At 69.6% G+C, this 17,857-nt stretch carries 14 protein-coding genes; 10 read left to right on the top strand and 4 right to left on the bottom strand.

Annotation, left to right across the window (positions count from 1 at the left end; genetic code table 11):
* Positions 1–61 precede the first annotated feature (61 nt).
* Complete coding sequence (locus WME73_RS47785) at positions 62–802, bottom strand: SDR family oxidoreductase (protein WP_437913944.1); 741 nt, start codon at positions 800–802, stop codon at positions 62–64.
* Between the two features lie 105 nt (positions 803–907).
* On the opposite strand from WME73_RS47785, the gene WME73_RS47780 reads away from it, so the two are divergent.
* Complete coding sequence (locus WME73_RS47780) at positions 908–1,756, top strand: hypothetical protein (RefSeq protein ID WP_437913943.1); 849 nt, start codon at positions 908–910, stop codon at positions 1,754–1,756.
* Positions 1,757–1,791: 35 nt separating this feature from the next.
* Here the strand turns inward: WME73_RS47780 and WME73_RS47775 are convergent, their stop codons facing one another.
* The 3 genes from WME73_RS47775 to WME73_RS47765 all read right to left on the bottom strand — a co-directional run bounded on the left by WME73_RS47775 (position 1,792) and on the right by WME73_RS47765 (position 5,683).
* Positions 1,792–2,337, bottom strand: a complete 546-nt coding sequence (locus WME73_RS47775) for an HdeD family acid-resistance protein (RefSeq protein ID WP_437742948.1) — start codon at positions 2,335–2,337, stop codon at positions 1,792–1,794.
* Positions 2,338–2,589: 252 nt separating this feature from the next.
* Positions 2,590–3,936: a DUF1552 domain-containing protein gene (locus tag WME73_RS47770; protein ID WP_437913942.1), complete on the bottom strand. Its 1,347-nt coding sequence runs from the start codon at positions 3,934–3,936 to the stop codon at positions 2,590–2,592.
* Between the two features lie 43 nt (positions 3,937–3,979).
* Complete coding sequence (locus WME73_RS47765; protein WP_437742946.1) at positions 3,980–5,683, bottom strand: DUF1592 domain-containing protein; 1,704 nt, start codon at positions 5,681–5,683, stop codon at positions 3,980–3,982.
* A 720-nt stretch (positions 5,684–6,403) separates the two neighbouring features.
* On the opposite strand from WME73_RS47765, the gene WME73_RS47760 reads away from it, so the two are divergent.
* The 9 genes from WME73_RS47760 (at position 6,404) to WME73_RS47720 (ending at position 17,855) form a co-directional block, all read left to right on the top strand.
* On the top strand, positions 6,404–8,665 hold the full coding sequence (locus tag WME73_RS47760; RefSeq protein ID WP_437913941.1) for a bifunctional salicylyl-CoA 5-hydroxylase/oxidoreductase: 2,262 nt from the start codon (positions 6,404–6,406) through the stop codon (positions 8,663–8,665).
* A 163-nt stretch (positions 8,666–8,828) separates the two neighbouring features.
* Positions 8,829–9,548 (top strand): MerR family transcriptional regulator, encoded by a 720-nt coding sequence (locus WME73_RS47755; RefSeq protein WP_437742944.1) that lies wholly within the window; start codon positions 8,829–8,831, stop codon positions 9,546–9,548.
* Between the two features lie 289 nt (positions 9,549–9,837).
* The gene (locus WME73_RS47750; RefSeq protein ID WP_437913940.1) at positions 9,838–10,851 is read left to right on the top strand and encodes a YihY/virulence factor BrkB family protein; all 1,014 of its coding nucleotides are present in this window, start codon (positions 9,838–9,840) and stop codon (positions 10,849–10,851) included.
* Between the two features lie 71 nt (positions 10,852–10,922).
* A complete protein-coding gene (locus tag WME73_RS47745) occupies positions 10,923–11,261 on the top strand; it encodes a hypothetical protein (RefSeq protein WP_437913939.1) in 339 nt (112 codons plus the stop codon).
* A gap of 70 nt (positions 11,262–11,331) precedes the next feature.
* Positions 11,332–12,282, top strand: a complete 951-nt coding sequence (locus tag WME73_RS47740) for a diacylglycerol/lipid kinase family protein (RefSeq protein WP_437913938.1) — start codon at positions 11,332–11,334, stop codon at positions 12,280–12,282.
* 79 nt (positions 12,283–12,361) lie between these two features.
* Positions 12,362–13,543, top strand: coding sequence for an AAA family ATPase (locus tag WME73_RS47735; RefSeq protein ID WP_437913937.1), 1,182 nt, complete (start codon positions 12,362–12,364; stop codon positions 13,541–13,543).
* Positions 13,540–14,241: a hypothetical protein gene (locus WME73_RS47730; RefSeq protein WP_437742939.1), complete on the top strand. Its 702-nt coding sequence runs from the start codon at positions 13,540–13,542 to the stop codon at positions 14,239–14,241. Before WME73_RS47735 ends, WME73_RS47730 begins: the two co-directional genes overlap by 4 nt.
* 157 nt (positions 14,242–14,398) lie before the next feature.
* Positions 14,399–15,694 carry a ketopantoate reductase family protein gene (locus WME73_RS47725; RefSeq protein WP_437913936.1) on the top strand — a complete coding sequence of 432 codons (1,296 nt, stop codon included), beginning with the start codon at positions 14,399–14,401 and terminating at the stop codon, positions 15,692–15,694.
* Between the two features lie 214 nt (positions 15,695–15,908).
* A complete protein-coding gene (locus WME73_RS47720) occupies positions 15,909–17,855 on the top strand; it encodes a hypothetical protein (protein ID WP_437913935.1) in 1,947 nt (648 codons plus the stop codon).
* The last annotated feature ends 2 nt before the right edge of the window (positions 17,856–17,857 follow it).

The following is a 17,857-nucleotide window of genomic DNA, read 5'->3' as shown; positions in this document are numbered from 1 at the left end:
CAAGCCAAAGCGCGCCCCCGTTCACGCTGGGGCGGATCGACCCGCGCGGCAAGGCGGCGCGTCACGCGACCGAGGCGCCGCCGTCGACCGCAAGGATCTGGCCGGTGATGAAGTCGTTTTCAGCAAGGAACACCACGGCGCGGGCGACGTCTTCCGCCTCGCCGATGCGCTGGAGCGGGATGCGCTCGCGGAGGCGAGCGAGCGTGGCCTCGTCGTAGGAGGACGGCGGCAGCACCGTCCCGGGTGCGACGCCGTTCACGCGCACGTCCGGCGCCAGCCCCACGGCGAGGCCGCGGACCAGGTGCGCGAGCGCGGCCTTCGACACGGAGTACGGAATGTAATTTTTCCAGGGGCGCTCGGCGCTCACACAGACCATCGCGACGACGCTGCCGCGGCAGGCGCGGAGCGCGGGGGCGAGCTCGAGCGTGAGCAGGTACGGCGCGGTCGCGTTGAGCGCCATGGCGCGATCCCACGCGTCGGCGGAGAGCTCGGCCGGCGGGACCCGATCGAAGTTCGCCGCGTTGTGGACCAGGAGGTCGAGCCGGCCAGACGACCAGTCGAGCACCGTGCGGGCGAGCGCGGCGAGCGCTCCCCGGTCGTGGAGGTCCGCCTGGAACGCGGCGGCGCGGCGGCCGAGGGAGCGCACCTCGTCGACGACGACCTCCGCGCCGGCGGCGCTCGTGGCGTAGTGGACGGCCAGGTCGACGCCTGCGGCCGCGAGCGCGCGGGCCGTCGCGGCGCCGAGGCGGGTGCCGGCGCCGGTCACGAGGGCGATACGGCCGGTCAGGGGAGCATGGGGCATGAGGAGGTGTGTAGTCGATGCGGGGCCCCGCGCGTCGAGTCGGTGGACGTCGCGCGCCGCCGTTTTTTTCGCCCGCGCCGCGCGCCATGGCACGCTGGACCGGCTTTGCCGACGCATCCGACACGCCGAGCAGCCGCACAGGAACGCTCCCTGGAGCCGCCGCGCCGCCTGCGCGCCCTCGCCGCAGCGCTGCTTTGCGCGGCTGGATGCAGGGAGCGGCTCGAGTCGATCGATCTGCCCAGCATCGGCCTGCCGGGCCTCGATCCGCCCGGCGCGAGCGCCCCCGCGGCGCCGGCGAGCGCCGCGCCGCGGGCCCCGAGCGCGACGCGCGCCGCCGGGACAGCCAGCGCCGCGCCGCGCGCCGCCGCGCCGGCGACCCGACCCGAGTGCGACGAGCTGCCGTCGGAGGAAGAGGAGCGGCGCGCGCAGCTGCCGCCCCTGACGGCGCTCGGGAAGGCCGTGCCCACGGAGCCGTGGGCCCCGCCGCCATACGAGGTGCTCCCGGGCGTGACGCTCCCGGCGAAGATCGCCGCGAAGGTCGAGCAGATCGACCAGGGCTACGCGCGACGCACGCGCGAGCACCTCGTGATCACGAGCGGGACACGCGACGCAAACCGCCAGGCCAGGGCGATGTTCACGAAGCTCAGGCTCGGCGAGGACCTCCTCCAGCTCTACCGCAACAAGGCGGCGGTCCAGGAGATCAAGAAGGCTTATCAGGCGAACTCCCGCAAGCCGCCGGAGCAGGTGGTGTCGGCTATGGAGGCCGTGATCCAGGACCAGATCGACCGGGGGATCTACGTCTCCGCGCACCTGCGCAAAGGCGCCGTCGACGTGCGCAACAGGACCATGTCGCCCAAGGAAAAGCGAGCGTTCCTCGAGAGCACCGCGGAGGTTGGGGGCGTCCTGGTGCTCGAGGAGACGACGCCCGCGCACTACCACCTGCAGATCGATTGACGGGCGCGCTCCGCTCCATGGCGCCCCGCCGGGCGTCAGGGCATGCGCAGCGGCGCGACCATGCTCGGCACGCGGCGCAGGCGCAGCGAGAGCCCGATGAGCATCGCTCCCTCGGCGATCGCGAACGCTCCGATGAACCAGACGAGCGCCAGCACGCCGGCCGCCGGGAGCGCCACCATCATGACGCCGAAGATCACGAAGATGGCGCCGCTCAGCCCGAGCCAGATCTCGTTGGCGATCACGTGCCGGAGCTTCACCGCGCTGACGATCTTGAAGATGCCCATCACGATGGCCCACGCAGCGACCACGCCGTAGAGCGTGAGCGCGGTGATCATGGGCCGCCAGAACGTCAGCACCGCGATCCCGACGCCGAAGATGCCCTCGACCACGGAATACACGCCGCCGCGGCCGCTGATCGCGGACGCGAACGCGGCGCAGCCGTCGAACAACGCCCACACGCCGAACAGCAGCACGAGCGTGGCGAGCGATGGGATCGGCCACACGAAGAACAAGATCCCGAACAGGATCCCGACCACGCCCCTCAGGGCCAACAGCCACCAATACCGTCCCAGCGATTCCATGCCTCACCCCCTTCTCTGGCATCCACGTCGCGCACATCCGGCGGACGCGCGCGGCCTGAGCGCACGGCGCGTCCGCCGCTCGCGCGCGGAGAGCTGTGCCGCTCATGCCCGCACGGCGTCACATTGCCCGGGCTGGATGCACGTCCCCTGCCCGACCGCGGCGAGCGAGCTGCTCAGCAGCCGCGAGCAGGCGGGCCCATCGAAGGTCGAGCGCTGGTAGGTGTCACGCGCATGCCTCGCGGCGCGCGAGGCTCACAGGCCGGCGATCGGCCCGCCCGCCGGGTCGCCGTACTCCGACAGCTCGACGCCGAAGTAGTTGATGATGGAGCAATGGAGCGCGCCGGTCGGGGGCTTGCTGGCCTTGATGGCGCGGCCTGTCTGGAACCCCCCCACGTGGCCGGCGAGCATGATGGGCATGTTGGTCCGACCGTGGGAGTCCCCGTCGCCGTTCTCTGACGTGTAGAGCACGAGCGACTCGTCGAGCAGGTTGCCTGTCGCCGTCTGGGCGGCCTTCATCGCGTTGAGCAGGTAGGCGAAGCGGCGCACCTTGAACCGCGAGGTCTGGACGACGCGGGCGTTCGCGATGCGCATCGCCTCCGCCTGCGGCAGCCCGTCGAGATCGGTCGCGCGGTCGCGATCGCCGAGCTTGTGGGAGATGAAGTGATCGCTCCAGTCCCCCACGCCGTCGGGCAGATCGTACCCGGCGAAGTCGAGGCCCCAGCTGTTCGAGTACTGCAGGACGAGCACCCGCGTCAGGTCGCAGGTGAGGGCGAGGAGCCCGAGATCGATCATCTGCTTGAACTTGCCGTGCAAGTTCTGCCCCTTCGTGGGCGCGCCGGGGACGGCGCAGCCCGACTGCGTCGTAGACTGGATCTGCTTCTCCAGCTCGAACACCGACTCGAGGTGCTGCTCCACGCGCGCCCGGTCCGCCGCGCCGAGGCGCAGGTTCAGGCGCCTCGCGTCCTCTCGCACCCAGTCGAGGACGCTGGCGCGGCGCCGCCGGATGTCGTCCATCTCCTCGCTGGGGCTGCCCATGTTGCTGAAGAGCGTGTCGAACACCTTCACCGGATCGCGGAAGGCATCCTCGACCTGACCGCCGTCCCTGAACGAGATGAAGCCCTGCGTGACCGCCGTGTCGCCCGTGGGGGACAGGTTGAGGCTGCGAAACGGGGTCTCGGCCGCGATGTGGTTGGCGAGGTACTGGTCGAGCGTGGCCTTGCGCGGGACGGCCGTCCCGCCGCCGTCGGTGTGGGCGCACAGCGCCATGGCCGGGCTGTGGATGTCGGAGCAGATCACCTGGTGGTCGACGCCGGACACCATGGTGACGTCGCGCCAGATCGCGTCTCCCGCCGGCCACTCGCGCTCGGCGTCGAAGCCGTTCATGTCGACGAGGCACGGCGGCAGCCCCTCCGCCGAGAGCGGCCCCTCCGTCTTCGGGTGCCACGCCCCGGGATCCGTGCCGTTCGGGACGAAGAACGCCACGAAGCGCTTCGGATCCGCCGGTGCAGCGCTGGCGCGCCGGGGCCGCATCACGTCGAGGAACGGCAGGGCGACCGCGACGCCCGCCCCGCGGAGCAGAGCTCTTCTCGAGATCTTCACTGGCGACACTCCTCTTCCGTCGGTCGAACCTTGTGCGAGCACATCACTCTGGCGCCCTCCGCAGCCGGAACTCCGGCGAGCGCACGATGGCGGTCAGGAAGGAGCGGAACCGGTTGCCGTCCTGCGTGAAGCTCCCCGCGGAGGCGTCGATCGCGCAGCGGTCCTCGGCCGCCGGCTCGCGCCCCTGGGTGTAGATGAACAGCTTCTCCGCGACGCAGGCGGCCAGATCGGGGCTCCGCCGCAGCTCCGCCGCCAGGGCAGCGAGCGAGTCGAACGACTCGTTGGCGGCGCCTTCCAGGCGCGGCTCCAGCCCGAACTCGTCGATACCGATGCTCCCATCGTACTTCCCCAGCTTGTCGTACTGGGCGAACCCGACGCCGATGGGATCAATGAGCGCATGACAGCCAGCGCACCCTTCCTGGGTGTTGCGCTTCTGGAGGACCTCGAGATAGGTCAGGCCGGAGAGCTCGCTCTCCAGCTGCTCGAGGAGCCCCGCGGGGATCGAGATCTTCTCGCAGAGGAAGGCCGCCCGGAGCCACTGGCCGCGCACGGCGATGAGATCACCGTCGTTCTTGGCGCTGATGAGGCTCGCGTGCGTGAGCAGCCCGGTGTTCGCCCGGTGGTGGCCGGCCGGGAACTCGACGCGGCTCACGCCGTCCCCCGGCACCTCGAGGCCGTAGAACTTGCCGAGCGCCGGGGTGACATACGTGTGGTTCGCGGTGAGCGCGTCGAAGAAGTCGACGTCAGGGGTGAACGCGTGCTCGCCGAGGACGAGCTCGCTCTCGGCGATCATGTCCTCGAGCAGCGCGGGCGTGAACGATGCGTCCGGGTTGACCGGCGCGCGGAGCTGCTCGAAGGTCAGCCACTGCTTGAAGAAGGCGTTGAAGAAGACCTGCGTCCGCTCGTCTCCGACCATCTCCTCCGCGACCGCGCGGAGGCCCTCGTCGCTGTCGAGCTCGCCGGACTCCGCCCGCTCGAGCAGCGCTGCGCTCGGGGACCGGCCCCACAGCGTGAACGACAGCCGCGACGCGAGCTCGAGCGGCGTCAAGGTCGACGTCTCCGCGCCGGCCGAGCCGACCTCGATCCTGAACAGGAAGCTGGGCGCGGTCAGCAGCGCCTCGATGACGAAGCGGAACGCGTCCTCCCTGTCCCGCGCGACCTCGCTCGCCCGCGCGACCAGATCGCTCGCCTCCTCGGCCGAGAGCGGCCTTCGATACGCCAGCTTGCCGAAGCGCTGCACGAAGCGCTCGAGGCAATCGTCGGCCTCCGGCTCGCAGCCGAGCACCGTTGTCCGGCGCGCCTCGTCCGCCATGAGCTCCTGCCCGAGCGTCTCCGCGATCGCCAGGTAGGCGCGCAGGTGCTGATCCGACACGTTCTGGAGGGCGGCGATCGTCCGGAAGCCGCCCTGGCCGGTGTCCTCCGGGATGCTGTCCACGGCGGGCGGCTCGTCGAGCTGGAACAGGTCCTGAAGGGTCAGCTGGACCTCGACCTTGGACAGACGGCGCAGCACGCCGGGGCTCGTTCGGGCCTCTCTGCAGTCGTACGCGGCCGGCTTCCCGGTGGTCGGGTCGATGGGCCTGTCGTCGTCGATAGAGCTGCCCGAGCTGCCCGGGCTGCCATCGCCGAGCTGCCCGGTGCAGGCAGCCGCCGTCAGGCCGACGAGCCCCATCGCGAACATGCCCGCCGCGATGGAACGGCGGAGAAACGGTACCGATCGATCGGTGTCGGGCGGCGCTGTCTTGCTCATGGAGTGACCAGCCGTTCGGGTGGAATTCACCTGGCCCATGCCGCGGCGTGTCCCGGCGATGAGCCGCGACATGGCTAAGGAGAATATTTGAAGCAGAGCGGTACGTGCACCCCGGCGTCACCTCGGGGCTCGGTCTATATTCCCGATGATCGCTCTTTTGATCCAGGCTTACCCTACTTCCGCCCGCCGACCAACCCCTTCGTCGGTCGCCCGGAGGCGCTCATGCAGAGGCATTCAGGGCGGAAGAAGCATTCCCTCCAATTTTCCGGAGAAATTGAACAGGGAGACGGGGAGATGGGGAGACGGGAGAAAAAAAATCTTACCGATCTCCCTCCCCGTCTCCCTGTTCAATTTTCCGCTCCCCAATGCCAATCCATGAAGGGAATTGTCAGATGAAGCGGACCGATCTGCTCCAGCGCGCCGAATTCGCCCTCTGGCCGTCGGGCTCGACACCCATGCTCGCGGCGCTCTCGGAGTCTCCATGAGATCGGGTGGGGTGGTCATCTCTGATAACTGCGTCGCCGGCCGCCTGTGCGAGCCGAGCGACGGCGCGGACTGCCGCGCTCGATCGCGCGATGATGCGAACCAGCTCTTGCGCGTCCCGGAAATCCCGTTCTTCGATCCTGTCCACCCTTGATTTCCACCGGAGCGGCGCTGTACCTCGGCGTTCTCGTGTAGGCTCCGGCGCGGGCGCAGACGCGGGAGCAGAGGAGCAGGGCGGTGAGGATCACATGCGTGGGCGGCGGGCCGGCGGGCCTCTATTTCGCCCTCCTGGCGAAGCAGGCAGACCCCCGGCGCGAGGTCGTCGTGGTGGAGCGGAATCGGCCCGATGACACCTTCGGCTTCGGGGTCGTGTTCTCGGACGCGACGCTCGACGGCCTCGCCGACGCGGATCGCCCGAGCTACGACGCGATCCGGAGCAGCCTCGCCCACTGGGACGAGCTCCACGCGCACTTCGGCGGGCGCGTCCTCGTCTCGAGGGGGCACGGCTTCAGCGGCCTCTCGCGCCAGAAGCTGCTCGCGATCCTGGGGGACCGGGCGCGCGAGCTCGGCGTCGTCCTGCGCTTCGAGGAGGAGGTGACGGATCCGGAGGAGGCCCTCGCCGGGAGCGATCTCGTGGTCGCGGCCGACGGGGTGAACAGCCGGATCCGCGAGCGGTTCGCCGACCGGTTCGGGCCGCGCATCGACGTCCGCCCGAACCGGTTCGTGTGGCTCGGCACGACGTTCCCGTTCGACGCCTTCACCTTCTACTTCGAGGAGAACCGCCACGGCCTCTTCCGGGTCCACGCGTACCGCTACGAGCCGGAGCGCTCGACCTTCATCGTCGAATGCCGGGAAGAGACCTTCCGGCGCGCGGGCCTCGATCGCGCCACCGAGGACGAGACGATCGCGTACTTCGAGGAGCTCTTCGCCGAAAAGCTCCAGGGACACCGGCTGCTGAAGAACCGGAGCGTCTGGCGGAGCTTCCCCACGGTGCACAACGAGCGCTGGAGCGCGGGCAACGTGGTGCTGCTCGGGGACGCGGCGCACACGGCGCATTTCTCGATCGGCTCGGGGACGAAGCTCGCGCTCGAGGACGCGATCGCGCTCGTCGACAGCCTGGAGCAGCACCGGGGCGTGCCCGAGGCGCTCGCCGCCTACGAGGCGGAGCGCAAGCCCAAGGTGCTCGCGCTCCAGCGGGCCGCGCAGGTGAGCCTGCTGTGGTTCGAGAACACCGAGCGCTACATGGCGCTCGACCCGGTGGAGTTCATGTTCAGCCTGCTGACGCGGAGCCTGCGGGTGACGCACGAGGGCCTGAAGGCGCGCGACCCGGCGTTCGTGCGCGAGATCGACGCGCACGTGGCGCGCAAGGCGGAAGCGCAGGCGGGGGCGCGCCTCCTCGCCGGGGATGGGGAGCCGCCGCCGCCGATGTTCACGCCGTTCCGGCTGCGATCGCTCGTGCTGGAGAACCGGGTCGTTGTGTCGCCCATGTGCCAGTACTCGGCCGAGGACGGGCAGATCGACGACTGGCACCTCGTCCACCTCGGCAGCCGGGCGCTCGGAGGCGCAGGGCTCGTCATCACGGAGATGACCGACGTCAGCGCGGAAGCGCGCATCACGCCGGGCTGCGCGGGGCTCTATCGCACCGGCCACGTCGAGGGGTGGCGGCGCGTCGTCGGTTTCGTCCACGCGCGCTCCCGGGCCAAGATCGGCGTCCAGCTGGCCCACGCCGGGCGCAAGGGCGCGACGAGGCTGCTCTGGGAGGGCATGGATGTGCCGCTCGAGCGCGGCGCCTGGCCGCTGCTCAGCGCCTCCGCCATCCCGTACCTGGCGGAGAGCCAGGTCCCGAAGGCGATGGATCGAGGGGACATGGACCAGGTGACCTCGGACTTCGTGCAGGCGGCGAGGCGGGCGGACGAGGCCGGGTTCGACCTGATCGAGCTGCACTGCGCGCACGGCTACCTGCTCGCGAGCTTCATCTCGCCGCTCACGAACAGGCGCGACGACGCGTACGGCGGTCCTATCGAGAACCGGATGCGCTACCCGCTGGAGGTGTTCGACGCGGTGCGGGCCGCGTGGCCGGCGGAGAAGCCCATGAGCGTGCGCATCTCCGCCACCGACTGGGCGCCGGGCGGGCTCACGACGGACGATCTGATCGCGCTCTCGACGATGCTGCGAGAGCACGGCGCCGACATCATCCACGTCTCGGCAGGACAGACGGACCCGTCCAGCAAGCCGGAGCACGGCCGGCTGTTCCAGACGCCGCTCTCGGAGCTCGTGCGGCTGGAAGCCAACGTGCCGACGATCACGGTGGGCAACATCCAGAGCTACGCGGACGTGAACAGCATCGTCGCGGCCGGGAGAGCCGACCTGTGCGCGCTCGCGCGGGCGCACCTCTACGACCCGTACTGGACCCGGCACGCCGCCGCGGAGCAGGGCTTCGACATCGACTGGCCACCTCAGTACAGGTCGGTCGAGAGATACACGCTCCGCATGCGGTGACCCTGCGCGGGGCGAGGGAGAGGTCTTTCCCGCCCGAGCCGCTCCGCGCAGCGCCCCGGTCGAGCGAAAAAAGTGAAGGCGGGCCCTTGATCCTCACGCTACGTGAGGACCTAGCCTCCGGGGCATGGACGTGCTCACCCGCCCTGGAAACAGGGGTAACGCCATGCGTTCAGCACCGTTGAAAGTCGGCGATCTCGCCCGGCAGACCGGCCTCTCCGTCCGCACGCTCCACTATTACGAGGAGATCGGCCTGCTCGCCCCGTCGCATCGCACCGCGTCGGGGCACCGGATGTACTCGGCGGGCGACGTCGCCCGGCTCCAGCAGATCAAGTCGTTGCGCGAGCTCGGCTTCAGCCTGGAGCAGATCGCCGCATGCCTGGACCAGCCGGGGTTCTCTCCGCTCCAGACCGTCGAGCTCCACCTGTCGCGGCTGCGCGAGCAGATCGCGCTGGAGCAGCGGCTCTGCGCGCGGCTCGAGGGCCTGGCCCACGTCCTGCGGTCGGGAGAGGACGTCTCTGTGGAGCAGCTCCTTCAAACCATCGAGGTGATGACCATGATCGAGAAATACTACACCCCAGAGCAGCTCGAGGAGCTCAAGCAGCGCGCGGACGCGATGGGCCCCGAGAAGATGCGTGAAGCCGAGTCGGCGTGGAAGCAGATCTACGACGACATGCGGGCGGAGATGCAGAAGGGCTCCGACCCGAAGAGCGAGCCGGTGCAGCAGATCGTGAAGCGCATGCGGGAGCTCATCGACGCGTTCACGGGGAAGAACCCCGGGATCGAGCGATCGCTCAACACGATGTACCGGCAGGAGCCCTCGGTGAGGACCCAGCACGGGATGGATCCGGAGCTGCACGAGTTCATCGGCAAGGCGATGAGCTAGCTCGCAGCGCCGGCAGCCGGGGGCCACGGCGCGAGCGCCCGGCCAGGTGGCCTCGGGCGCTCGCGCCGTGGCCGTTCTGCCGTGTGGGGCAATTCGCGCCACGCGCGAGGATCGAGCCGCCTCTGCGCTCGGCCGGGGCCCCGCGCGCGAAAATCGCCGACCTGTCGGGGGAGCTGCAGCCGCAGGCCTGGCACCCGCGTTGCTTTTCATGACAGCGTACAGCGCCTCCGGGGCGAGCCGCCCCAGGAAGAACCCAGCAGCGCTCCACGCGCCCCACCGAAGGTCCATCATGCACCTGCCCGGAAGAGAGATCCCCTGGAAGGATTTCCTGAACGACATCAAGCAGGAATGTCTCAAGGACAAGATCGACACCGTCGCTGCTTCGCTGGCGTTCTTCGGTGTCCTCGCGATCTTCCCGTTCCTGCTGTTCGCGGTCGCCCTCGCCGGCCTGGTCATCGATCCTGCCGAGTCCGCGCAGCTGATGGGCGAATTGTACCAGGTGGCCCCGCCCGCCGTGGCCAACATCCTGGGCGAGCGCCTTCAGGCGCTCACCGGGGGCCAGAGCCCGGCGCTCCTGACGGTCGGCGCCCTCGGCGCGGTCTGGGCCGCCTCGGGCGGCGTCACCGCGCTGATGGACGCGCTCAACTCTGCCTATGGCGTCGAGGACAGGCGGTCGTACCTCAAGCGCCGTGGGATCGCCCTGCTGGTCACGATCGGCGGCGCCGTCCTGCTGACGGTCGCCTCGGCGATTGCGGTCGCCACGCCGGCGCTCGCCGCGCACCTCGGCCCCTTCGCGACGCTTGTCCTCTGGCTGCGCATGCCGGTGTCGGCGCTCATCGTGATGGCGGTCCTGGCAACCCTCTATTACTTGCTCCCCGACGTCGAGCAGAAGTTCAAGTTCATCACCCCGGGGTCGGTCGTGGCGGTCGTGATCTGGGTCATCGCGTCCCTCGGCTTCTCCTTTTATGTCAGCCGGTTCGGCAGCTACGAGGTGAGCTACGGCGCGCTGGGCGGCGTCATCATCCTCCTCCTCTGGATGTGGATCTCCTCGTTGGCGGTGCTCCTCGGGGCCGAGATCAACGCCATCATCGAGCACCGCTCGCCTGAGGGGAAGCGCACGGGGGCCAAGGACGCCAGCGATGCGGGGGCGGATCTGCCCAAGACTGCAAAGGAGGAGGCCCAGGGCGCCGCGCTCCCGGCCGGCGCCGCGCGCGCCCCGCGCGATGAGAGCTCGGGCAGCGACGCCGCGCTCCCCCACCCCGTCGGCTCGCGCCAATCGGAGCTCCATCGAGGGAGGGCGTAAGCGACGCCCCTTCACCGCCGAGCCGCGCGGAGCGGGCCTATCTCTGCCACTGGGCCACTGGAGCCACCTTCATGCCAACTCGATACCTCCTCTCCTCGCCATCGCTGCTCGTGCTGCTCGGCTCGCTCGTCGCGGGTTGCCGCGGCGCCCCGAGCGGCGCGCCCGTGGCAGCTCCGCCGGCCGACAGCGCGAAGGGCGCGGAGACGGGGAGCGTGCGGGGCCCGGAGGGCGAGCTGACCGGCGCCGGCGGCGCGCCGGGCACGAGCAGCCCGCCAGGCTGCGGGACCGACAGCCCGATGCTCAAGTACGTCGGGCAGAGCCATGACGAGTGCGCTCGGATCCGCTTCGTGTGCGAGCCCGGCTGGAGCTACTTCAGCGACGACTGCGGCTGCGGCTGCACGAAGCAGTGACCGCCGCCGCGGGCTCGCGACAAAAACACCTCGCCCTGGGCGGCCTGCGGCATCTAGCATCGGTGCCCTCATGCGCCCCCTCCTCATCGTGAACCCCCGGTCCAGCGGCGGAAAGACGGGCAGGCTCTTCGACGAGATGCTGACGCCCATCCGCCGCATCCTCGGCGACGTCGACATCGTGCGCACGGATCGCCCGCGCCACGCCGTCGATCTCGCGCGCGAAGCCGCGCTCGGCGGGCGCGAGACCGTCGTGGCGGTCGGCGGGGACGGCAGCATCAGCGAGGTGGTGAACGGCCTCATGCAGGCGAGGGACCGGGGCGCCACCGGCACGCGGCTCGGGATCATCGGCGCGGGCACCGGCAGCGATCTCTGCAAGACGCTGAAGCTCACCCGCCGGCTCGACAGCTTTTGCACCGCGATCGCGAGCGGCCACACGCGCCGGCTCGACGTGGGCCGCCTCTCGTACGAGACGCGCGACGGCCAGCGGGCCGACGCGTTCTTCGTCAACGTCCTTTCCACGGGGATGAGCGGCATCGTGGTCTCGCTCGTCAACGAGTCGTCGCGGGTGCTCGGTAACACGCTCGCCTACTCGATCGCCTCGCTCCGGGGCCTCGTCCGCAGCCGCGTCGGCCGGGTGCGTTGCGTGACGACGCTGCGCGGTGAGCGGCGCGAAGAGGAGATCTCGACGCGCATGCTGGGCATCTGCAACGGCCGCTTCTTCGGCGCGGGCATGCAGCTCGCGCCGATGGCGAAGCCCGACGACGGCGTGTTCGACGTCATCGACCTGGGCGCCGCGCCCCACCTCCGCTTCGCGGCCGTGTCGACCGGCATGTACACGGGTACGCACATCCGCCACCCGGACGTGCGCCACTTCCAGTGCGATAGCATCGAGCTCACGCTCCTGAACCGCGACGTCGAGCAGGCGTTCTTCCTCGACGTGGACGGCGAGCCGCTCGGGAAGCTGCCGATCACGGTCACGCTGGAGCCGAAGGCGATCGAGGTGCTGGCGCCGGTCGAGTGAGGGGGTCCGCGAGGGGAGGCGCTGCAGTCGAGCCGGCAGGGCTAGCCGGAATGGGGCAGGCGCGTAGACTGGCCGCCGTATGAGGATCCTGACCTTCGAGTTTCAGAGCGCTGGGCGTGGCTGGACGCTCGAGCCGATGGTGCTCAATGCGTTCAACCTGCTGGTCGGCGTGTCCGGGGCGGGCAAGACGCGGATTGTACGGGCGATCGAACAGGTCCGTGCCGTGGCGCTCGGGGAGAAGGAAGAGGATGAGCTGATCGATGCGATCCGCGGGGCCAGCTTCGCGATCGGCTTCGAGCACGAAGGGCTCACGTACCGCTGGGAAGCCGAGCTGGAGCCGCGCGTCGGGCGAGGGGCAGAAGAGCACGGCGCGCTGCACGCCGAGGAGCCGCCCCTCCTCCGGACCGAGCGCATCCTCCAGGGGGACCGGGCCATCGTGGAACGCTCGCCTGAGCGCTTCCTTCTGAATGGCCATGCACTCCCGAAGCTGGACCGGGCGCAGAGCGCAATTGCCGTCCTCAAGGAAGATCCGCAGATGGCTCCGCTTTACAAGGCCTTTTCGCGCTGCATTCCTCGATCAGCACTCGAAACGTTGCCGAGCCATGGATTTACGACGGAGACTCACTTCGAGAATCGGCGGGGCAACTACCAATCCGCGGCAGATCTTGGTGCGGACTTCACGCTGCCGCTGCACCACAAGGCCGAGCTTCTCCAGGAGGTGTTTCCAGAGGCGTTCGCCGAGATAGAGGAGGCGTTCAGGGAAGCGTTTCCCACTGTCGAGAAGCTCAAGGTCCAGCGCTACTACCCTTTGGGCTCTGAGGCGAGCAAGGAGTTAGGGGGTAGCTACAACCTCGCGCTCACGGCAGCCGAGTCGGGCGTCGATAGCTGGATCTCCTTTTACGACATGTCCTCTGGCATGCAGCGTTACCTCTCCTTCCTTATCCATCTCTCGTTCGCTCCGCCTGGTACGGTGGTGCTCATCGACGAGCTGGAGTCGAGCCTCGGCGTCAACTGTCTTCCTGCCGTGACACGCTTCCTCCTGAGCCGCGCGCCGGACCTCCAGCTCATCCTCACCAGCCACCACCCCTACATCATCGAGCAGATCCCGCCGAGCCACTGGAAGATCGTCACCCGGAAGGGCAGTCGCGTGCGGGTCCTCGACGCCGAGAAAATCCCGGCGATGGCAGAGGAGCGCTCGCACCTCGACCGCTTCACGCGCCTCATCAACCTGCCGGAGTACGAGCACGGGGTCCAGGGATGAACCTCGTCCTCCTCGTGGAGGGTGCCGAGACCGAGCCGAGGGTCTACGAGGCATGGCTCCGACACCGGCTCCCCGCGCTGCATCGCGTGCCCAACGTGGCCGACTTGATCGCCGACGGCTACGTCCTTGTGAGCGGCAAGGGCTATCCCTCCTGTTATCGCAGGATCGCCGGCCTCCTCCAGGACATCGAAGCCAACCCCGGTCGCGTGCAGGAATTCTGGATCTGCATCGACTCGGACGAGGATACATACGAGGCTCGCTACGCCGAGGTCCACCGCGCCGTGCAGGCCGAGCTCCAGGGCACCCGCATGGCGAGGACCAATCCCTCCCTCGAGATCCGCATCATCATCCAGCATTGCTGCATCGAGACCTGGTTTCTGGGGCACGACGGCTTCCTCCGCGCGGGCCCACAGTCACCCCAGCTCGTCGATTTCAAGCGCTTCTACGACGTGAGCGCGGACGATCCCGAGCGGATGGGGACCTATCCGGGCTACGTCACCCGCGCCAGCTTCCACCTGGCGTATCTCAAGGCCATGCTCATCGAGCGCAGTCATCGCTACACGAAGCAGCGCCCAGGCGTTGTGATCGAGCCGTCGTACTTCGACGCGCTGCGGGCGCGTTGCGCGCGCACGGGGCACATCCAGAGCTTCCGGCAACTGCTCTCAGCCTTCGAGGCAGCTGGGGACGCGGGGCTGTAACGCCCATGCGGGCCGCCCCTCGAGCCACCGCCGCATCACCCGCTCCTCACCCATGACGCGCTGCGGAAGCCGCCGTGGCTTCCGATACCCCTGCCCCCTTGTGCCGCTCCCCTCGAGCCCATCGAGCCCGCGCCGCAGCGGTGGTAATGGATCTTTCATGAGCTTCATCGATTCACCTGCCGAGCTTGCCCCGGGTGCCTCCGTGGCCCCCGCTTCCTCGGCCCCCCGGCTGCTCGTCGTCGGTTGCGGCGGGATCGGCGGCATCATCGCCGCGTACCTGTTCGAGCAGGGCCACGACGTCACCGCCTTCACGACGAACGCGCTCATCGCGGACGCCATCAACGCCATCGGCTTCCGGGTGCGCGGCGACGCGAGCCCTGGCACGGTCGGGGGCCGCGCGGTGCGGGAGCTCGGCCCGGACACCCGCCCCTTCGACTACATCCTCCTCGCGACGCAGCCGCCGCAGGTCGAGGAGGCCGCGCGGAACGCGGTCGCGCACCTCGCCCCGACGGGCGCCATGATCTGCCTCCAGAACGGCCTCTGCGAGGAGCGCATCGCGCGCATCGCCGGCCCGGAGCGCACCTTCGGGGGGATCGTCGCGTGGGGCGCCTCGATGGTGGAGCCTGGCGTGTACGACCGCACCTCGAGCGGCGGCTTCGTCCTCGGCCGGCTCGACGGGGCGAGCGACCCGCGCCTCGACGAGCTCGCGCGCATCCTCGAGGCGATCGGGCCGACGACCGTGACGGACAACCTCGCCGGGGCGCGCTGGTCGAAGCTCGCCATCAACTGCGCCATCTCGTCGCTCGGCACCGTCGGCGGCGATCGCCTGGGCGCGCTGCTCAGGCACCGCTTCGTCCGCCGCCTCGCGCTGGAGATCATGACCGAGACCGTGCAGGTCTCGCGCGCGCTCGGCGTGCGCCTCGAGAAGGTCGCAGGGACGCTCGATCTCGACTGGATCGCGCTCACGGACGCCGAGCGCTCCGCCGTGGGCTCGCCGGGGCTTTTCGCGAAGCACGCGCTGCTCCTCGCGGTCGGCGCGCGCTTCCGCCGCATGCGCTCCTCGATGCTCGCCGCCATCGAGCGAGGACGCCCGCCGGCTGTCGACTTCCTGAACGGCGAGGTCATCGAGCGCGGCGCGGCGCTCGGCATCGCGACGCCGATCAACGCCGCGATCCGCGAGGAGGTGCTCGCGATCGCGGCGGGCAAGCGCAAGCCGAGCCTCACGCTGCTGCGCGCGTTCTTCGACCGGACGCGCCAGCTCGTGGGAGCGCCGTCGTCCATGCGGCCACCGCCGCCGGCGACGCCGGCCGAGCCGCCCGCGACCGCGCCGCACGAGCCGGCCGCGGCCCCGCCGGCCGAGCCGCCCGCGACCGCAACGAACGCACAGGCGGACGCGTCGGGCGAGCCGTCCATGCCAGCAGCGAACGTCCAGAGCGATCTCAGGGACGCGTAAACAAGCGCCGAACTGCTCGGCGACAGAAGACCGACAAGCAGCCGAGCAGCCGAAGGACACCGACACGTGTCCTGGCGCTCCTGGCGTCGTCGCAGATCGAGCTCGCCGCGCCGTCGCGCCATGAACTCTTTGTCGCGCCGTGGCGTCGAAGTTCGGTAGCATCGGGCGTCTCTTCCTGCGGATCCCGAGAGATCCCTCGACGAGGAACCCTCGCATGACGCACTTCTCGCTCGCCCTCTCCTCCCGGCGCGGCGCCGCGCTCCGCGGCGCTTCCCTCGTGCTGCTCGCCGCGCTCGTCGCGTGCGGCGACGACGGAGGCGGCGGCAGCGGGGCCGCCGGCGGCGGGGGGAGCGGCGGCGAGGGCGGCGGCGGCGGCGGCGTGGTCATCGAGGAGCCGAACCGATTCCGCCTGCGCATCGACGACGCCGAGGTCCCGTCCGTCGTGCTGGAGCTCGACAAGCAGAAGGCGCTCCAGGTCTTCGGCGAGGACGGCGCCAAGCAGATCACGATCCTCGACGTGGACACGACCGGGCTGCTCCGGAACGCGCTCGAGCAGATCCAGAACGCCTGTGGTACCTCGTGGCAGAACGACAGCCCGGACCCGGGCCATAACTGCTCGCTCACCGAGCTCGGCCAGAGCTTCGGGATCGAGTGGCAGAACTCCCCGGAGTTCGCGCTCGTCCGGCTGCTCAGCATGACGCCCGCCAACGCCAATGTGAAGGGGACGTCGCTCGAGGGGCTGCAGGCGATCTTCCAGGAGAATCCGGGCACCTTCGCGTTCGACTTCGCCGACGTCCTCGCCGACAGCATCACCCTCGATCTGGCGGTCCAGCCGGATCCGACGGCCGTGCGCAGCAACCGGACGGCCCCCTTCGTGCCGATACCCAAGCTCATCCTCGCCCTCCAGCAGCAGCTGCTCGGCACGCACCCGGCCATCGCCAGTCCAGATGGCTTGAGGATGCCTGTCAGCCTCTACGAGGCCCTGGTCGATCTCCAGCCGCTGTCCGAGAAGCTCGGACCCAGCGGGGAGCATCCAGGCGTGCTCGTGCGGGACGATGAGACGTTCACGACGAAGAGCGATGTCCTCCTGCCTGACTTCCAGATGCGCGTCGTCGCCGAGTCCGGCCTGCGCAGGGTCTCGGGGGTCGATCTCTCGAAGGGCGGCGGTGACATGTTCCTCCGGGACGGCGACGCGCCGCTCCGGTTCGACTTCACCGACCCGGAGAAGCTCCAGATCAGCGGCATCGCCGCGACACCGACGATCGATATGCGCATCTCGCTGCGCGAGCTGCCCGCCAAGGTGAAGGCGTGCATCGAGGCCGACGCGCCCGCCTGCAAGGAAAACCGTCCAGACATGCCGGTCGGCTCCAACACGGTATGGTCCACCCCTCCATTCATGATGGAGCACATCGTGGGCAAGGCGGCTTATCTCACGTATAGCGAGCGCGTGCCCTTCACAGGGTGCTACTTCCGCCTGAGCGGGACGTGCCGGGTGGGCGTGACCATCGGCCAGAACGGCGACCCGCGCGGCTGGACGGCCTTCACCGACCTGGTTTCCGACCAACCGCCCCCGATACCGCCATCGCAGTTCTTCTGGGAGCTGCTCACCGAGGTCGGCCAGGTCGCCATCCACGATCCCACGGGCGACGGCAGCCCCGAGATCCCCGAAGGCGCCGCCCAGCCGGTCTTCGCGCTCCACAACGTCGGCATCGGCCTGACCGCCGACGAGATCGTGGCCGACCTCCGCCCGACCCTGCAGAGCCAGGCCAACGAGATCGCGGAGATCATCCTGGGCCGTTACTGGATCAACAACGACGGGCTCGACTTCTTCTACGGCCGCGGCGCGCCCGACGGCGCGCCCACCTTGTTCTTCGTCGCCGAGGACGACCTCCGGCCTTCGGATCAAAGCTCGGAGGCCCCTCGCGCCTACACCTACGAAAGTCCCGGCTTCTTCACGAGCCCGGATCTCAGCGAGGCGAGCAAGGTCTCGACGAAGGAGCTCGACGGCGTCGACGACACGACGCACGAGAAATACAGGCTGCCGCCGGACGAGACCACGCTGTACATGCAGGACGACGAGGGCGCCGTCTACGAGGTCCGCTTCTACGTGCCCGAGAGCGACGATCCGGTGGAGATCACCGCCGACGTGGAGAAGCTCTGATC

Origin of the sequence: Sorangium sp. So ce302 (assembly GCF_051530145.1) — a bacterium.
Taxonomy (GTDB): Bacteria; Myxococcota_A; Polyangia; order Polyangiales; family Polyangiaceae; genus Sorangium; species Sorangium cellulosum_B.
This window is presented reverse-complemented; position numbering and strand designations above follow the sequence as displayed.

Excerpts from the sequence above, each read along its gene's own strand:
- WME73_RS47750 (WP_437913940.1), top strand. The coding sequence starts at position 9,838 with ATGCACCTGCCCGGAAGAGAGATCCCCTGGAAGGATTTCCTGAACGAC.
- WME73_RS47725 (WP_437913936.1), top strand. The coding sequence starts at position 14,399 with ATGAGCTTCATCGATTCACCTGCCGAGCTTGCCCCGGGTGCCTCCGTG.
- WME73_RS47775 (WP_437742948.1), bottom strand. The coding sequence starts at position 2,337 with ATGGAATCGCTGGGACGGTATTGGTGGCTGTTGGCCCTGAGGGGCGTG.
- WME73_RS47755 (WP_437742944.1), top strand. The coding sequence starts at position 8,829 with ATGCGTTCAGCACCGTTGAAAGTCGGCGATCTCGCCCGGCAGACCGGC.
- WME73_RS47765 (WP_437742946.1), bottom strand. The coding sequence starts at position 5,683 with ATGAGCAAGACAGCGCCGCCCGACACCGATCGATCGGTACCGTTTCTC.
- WME73_RS47740 (WP_437913938.1), top strand. The coding sequence starts at position 11,332 with ATGCGCCCCCTCCTCATCGTGAACCCCCGGTCCAGCGGCGGAAAGACG.
- WME73_RS47730 (WP_437742939.1), top strand. The coding sequence starts at position 13,540 with ATGAACCTCGTCCTCCTCGTGGAGGGTGCCGAGACCGAGCCGAGGGTC.
- WME73_RS47745 (WP_437913939.1), top strand. The coding sequence starts at position 10,923 with ATGCCAACTCGATACCTCCTCTCCTCGCCATCGCTGCTCGTGCTGCTC.
- WME73_RS47785 (WP_437913944.1), bottom strand. The coding sequence starts at position 802 with ATGCCCCATGCTCCCCTGACCGGCCGTATCGCCCTCGTGACCGGCGCC.
- WME73_RS47735 (WP_437913937.1), top strand. The coding sequence starts at position 12,362 with ATGAGGATCCTGACCTTCGAGTTTCAGAGCGCTGGGCGTGGCTGGACG.
- WME73_RS47720 (WP_437913935.1), top strand. The coding sequence starts at position 15,909 with ATGACGCACTTCTCGCTCGCCCTCTCCTCCCGGCGCGGCGCCGCGCTC.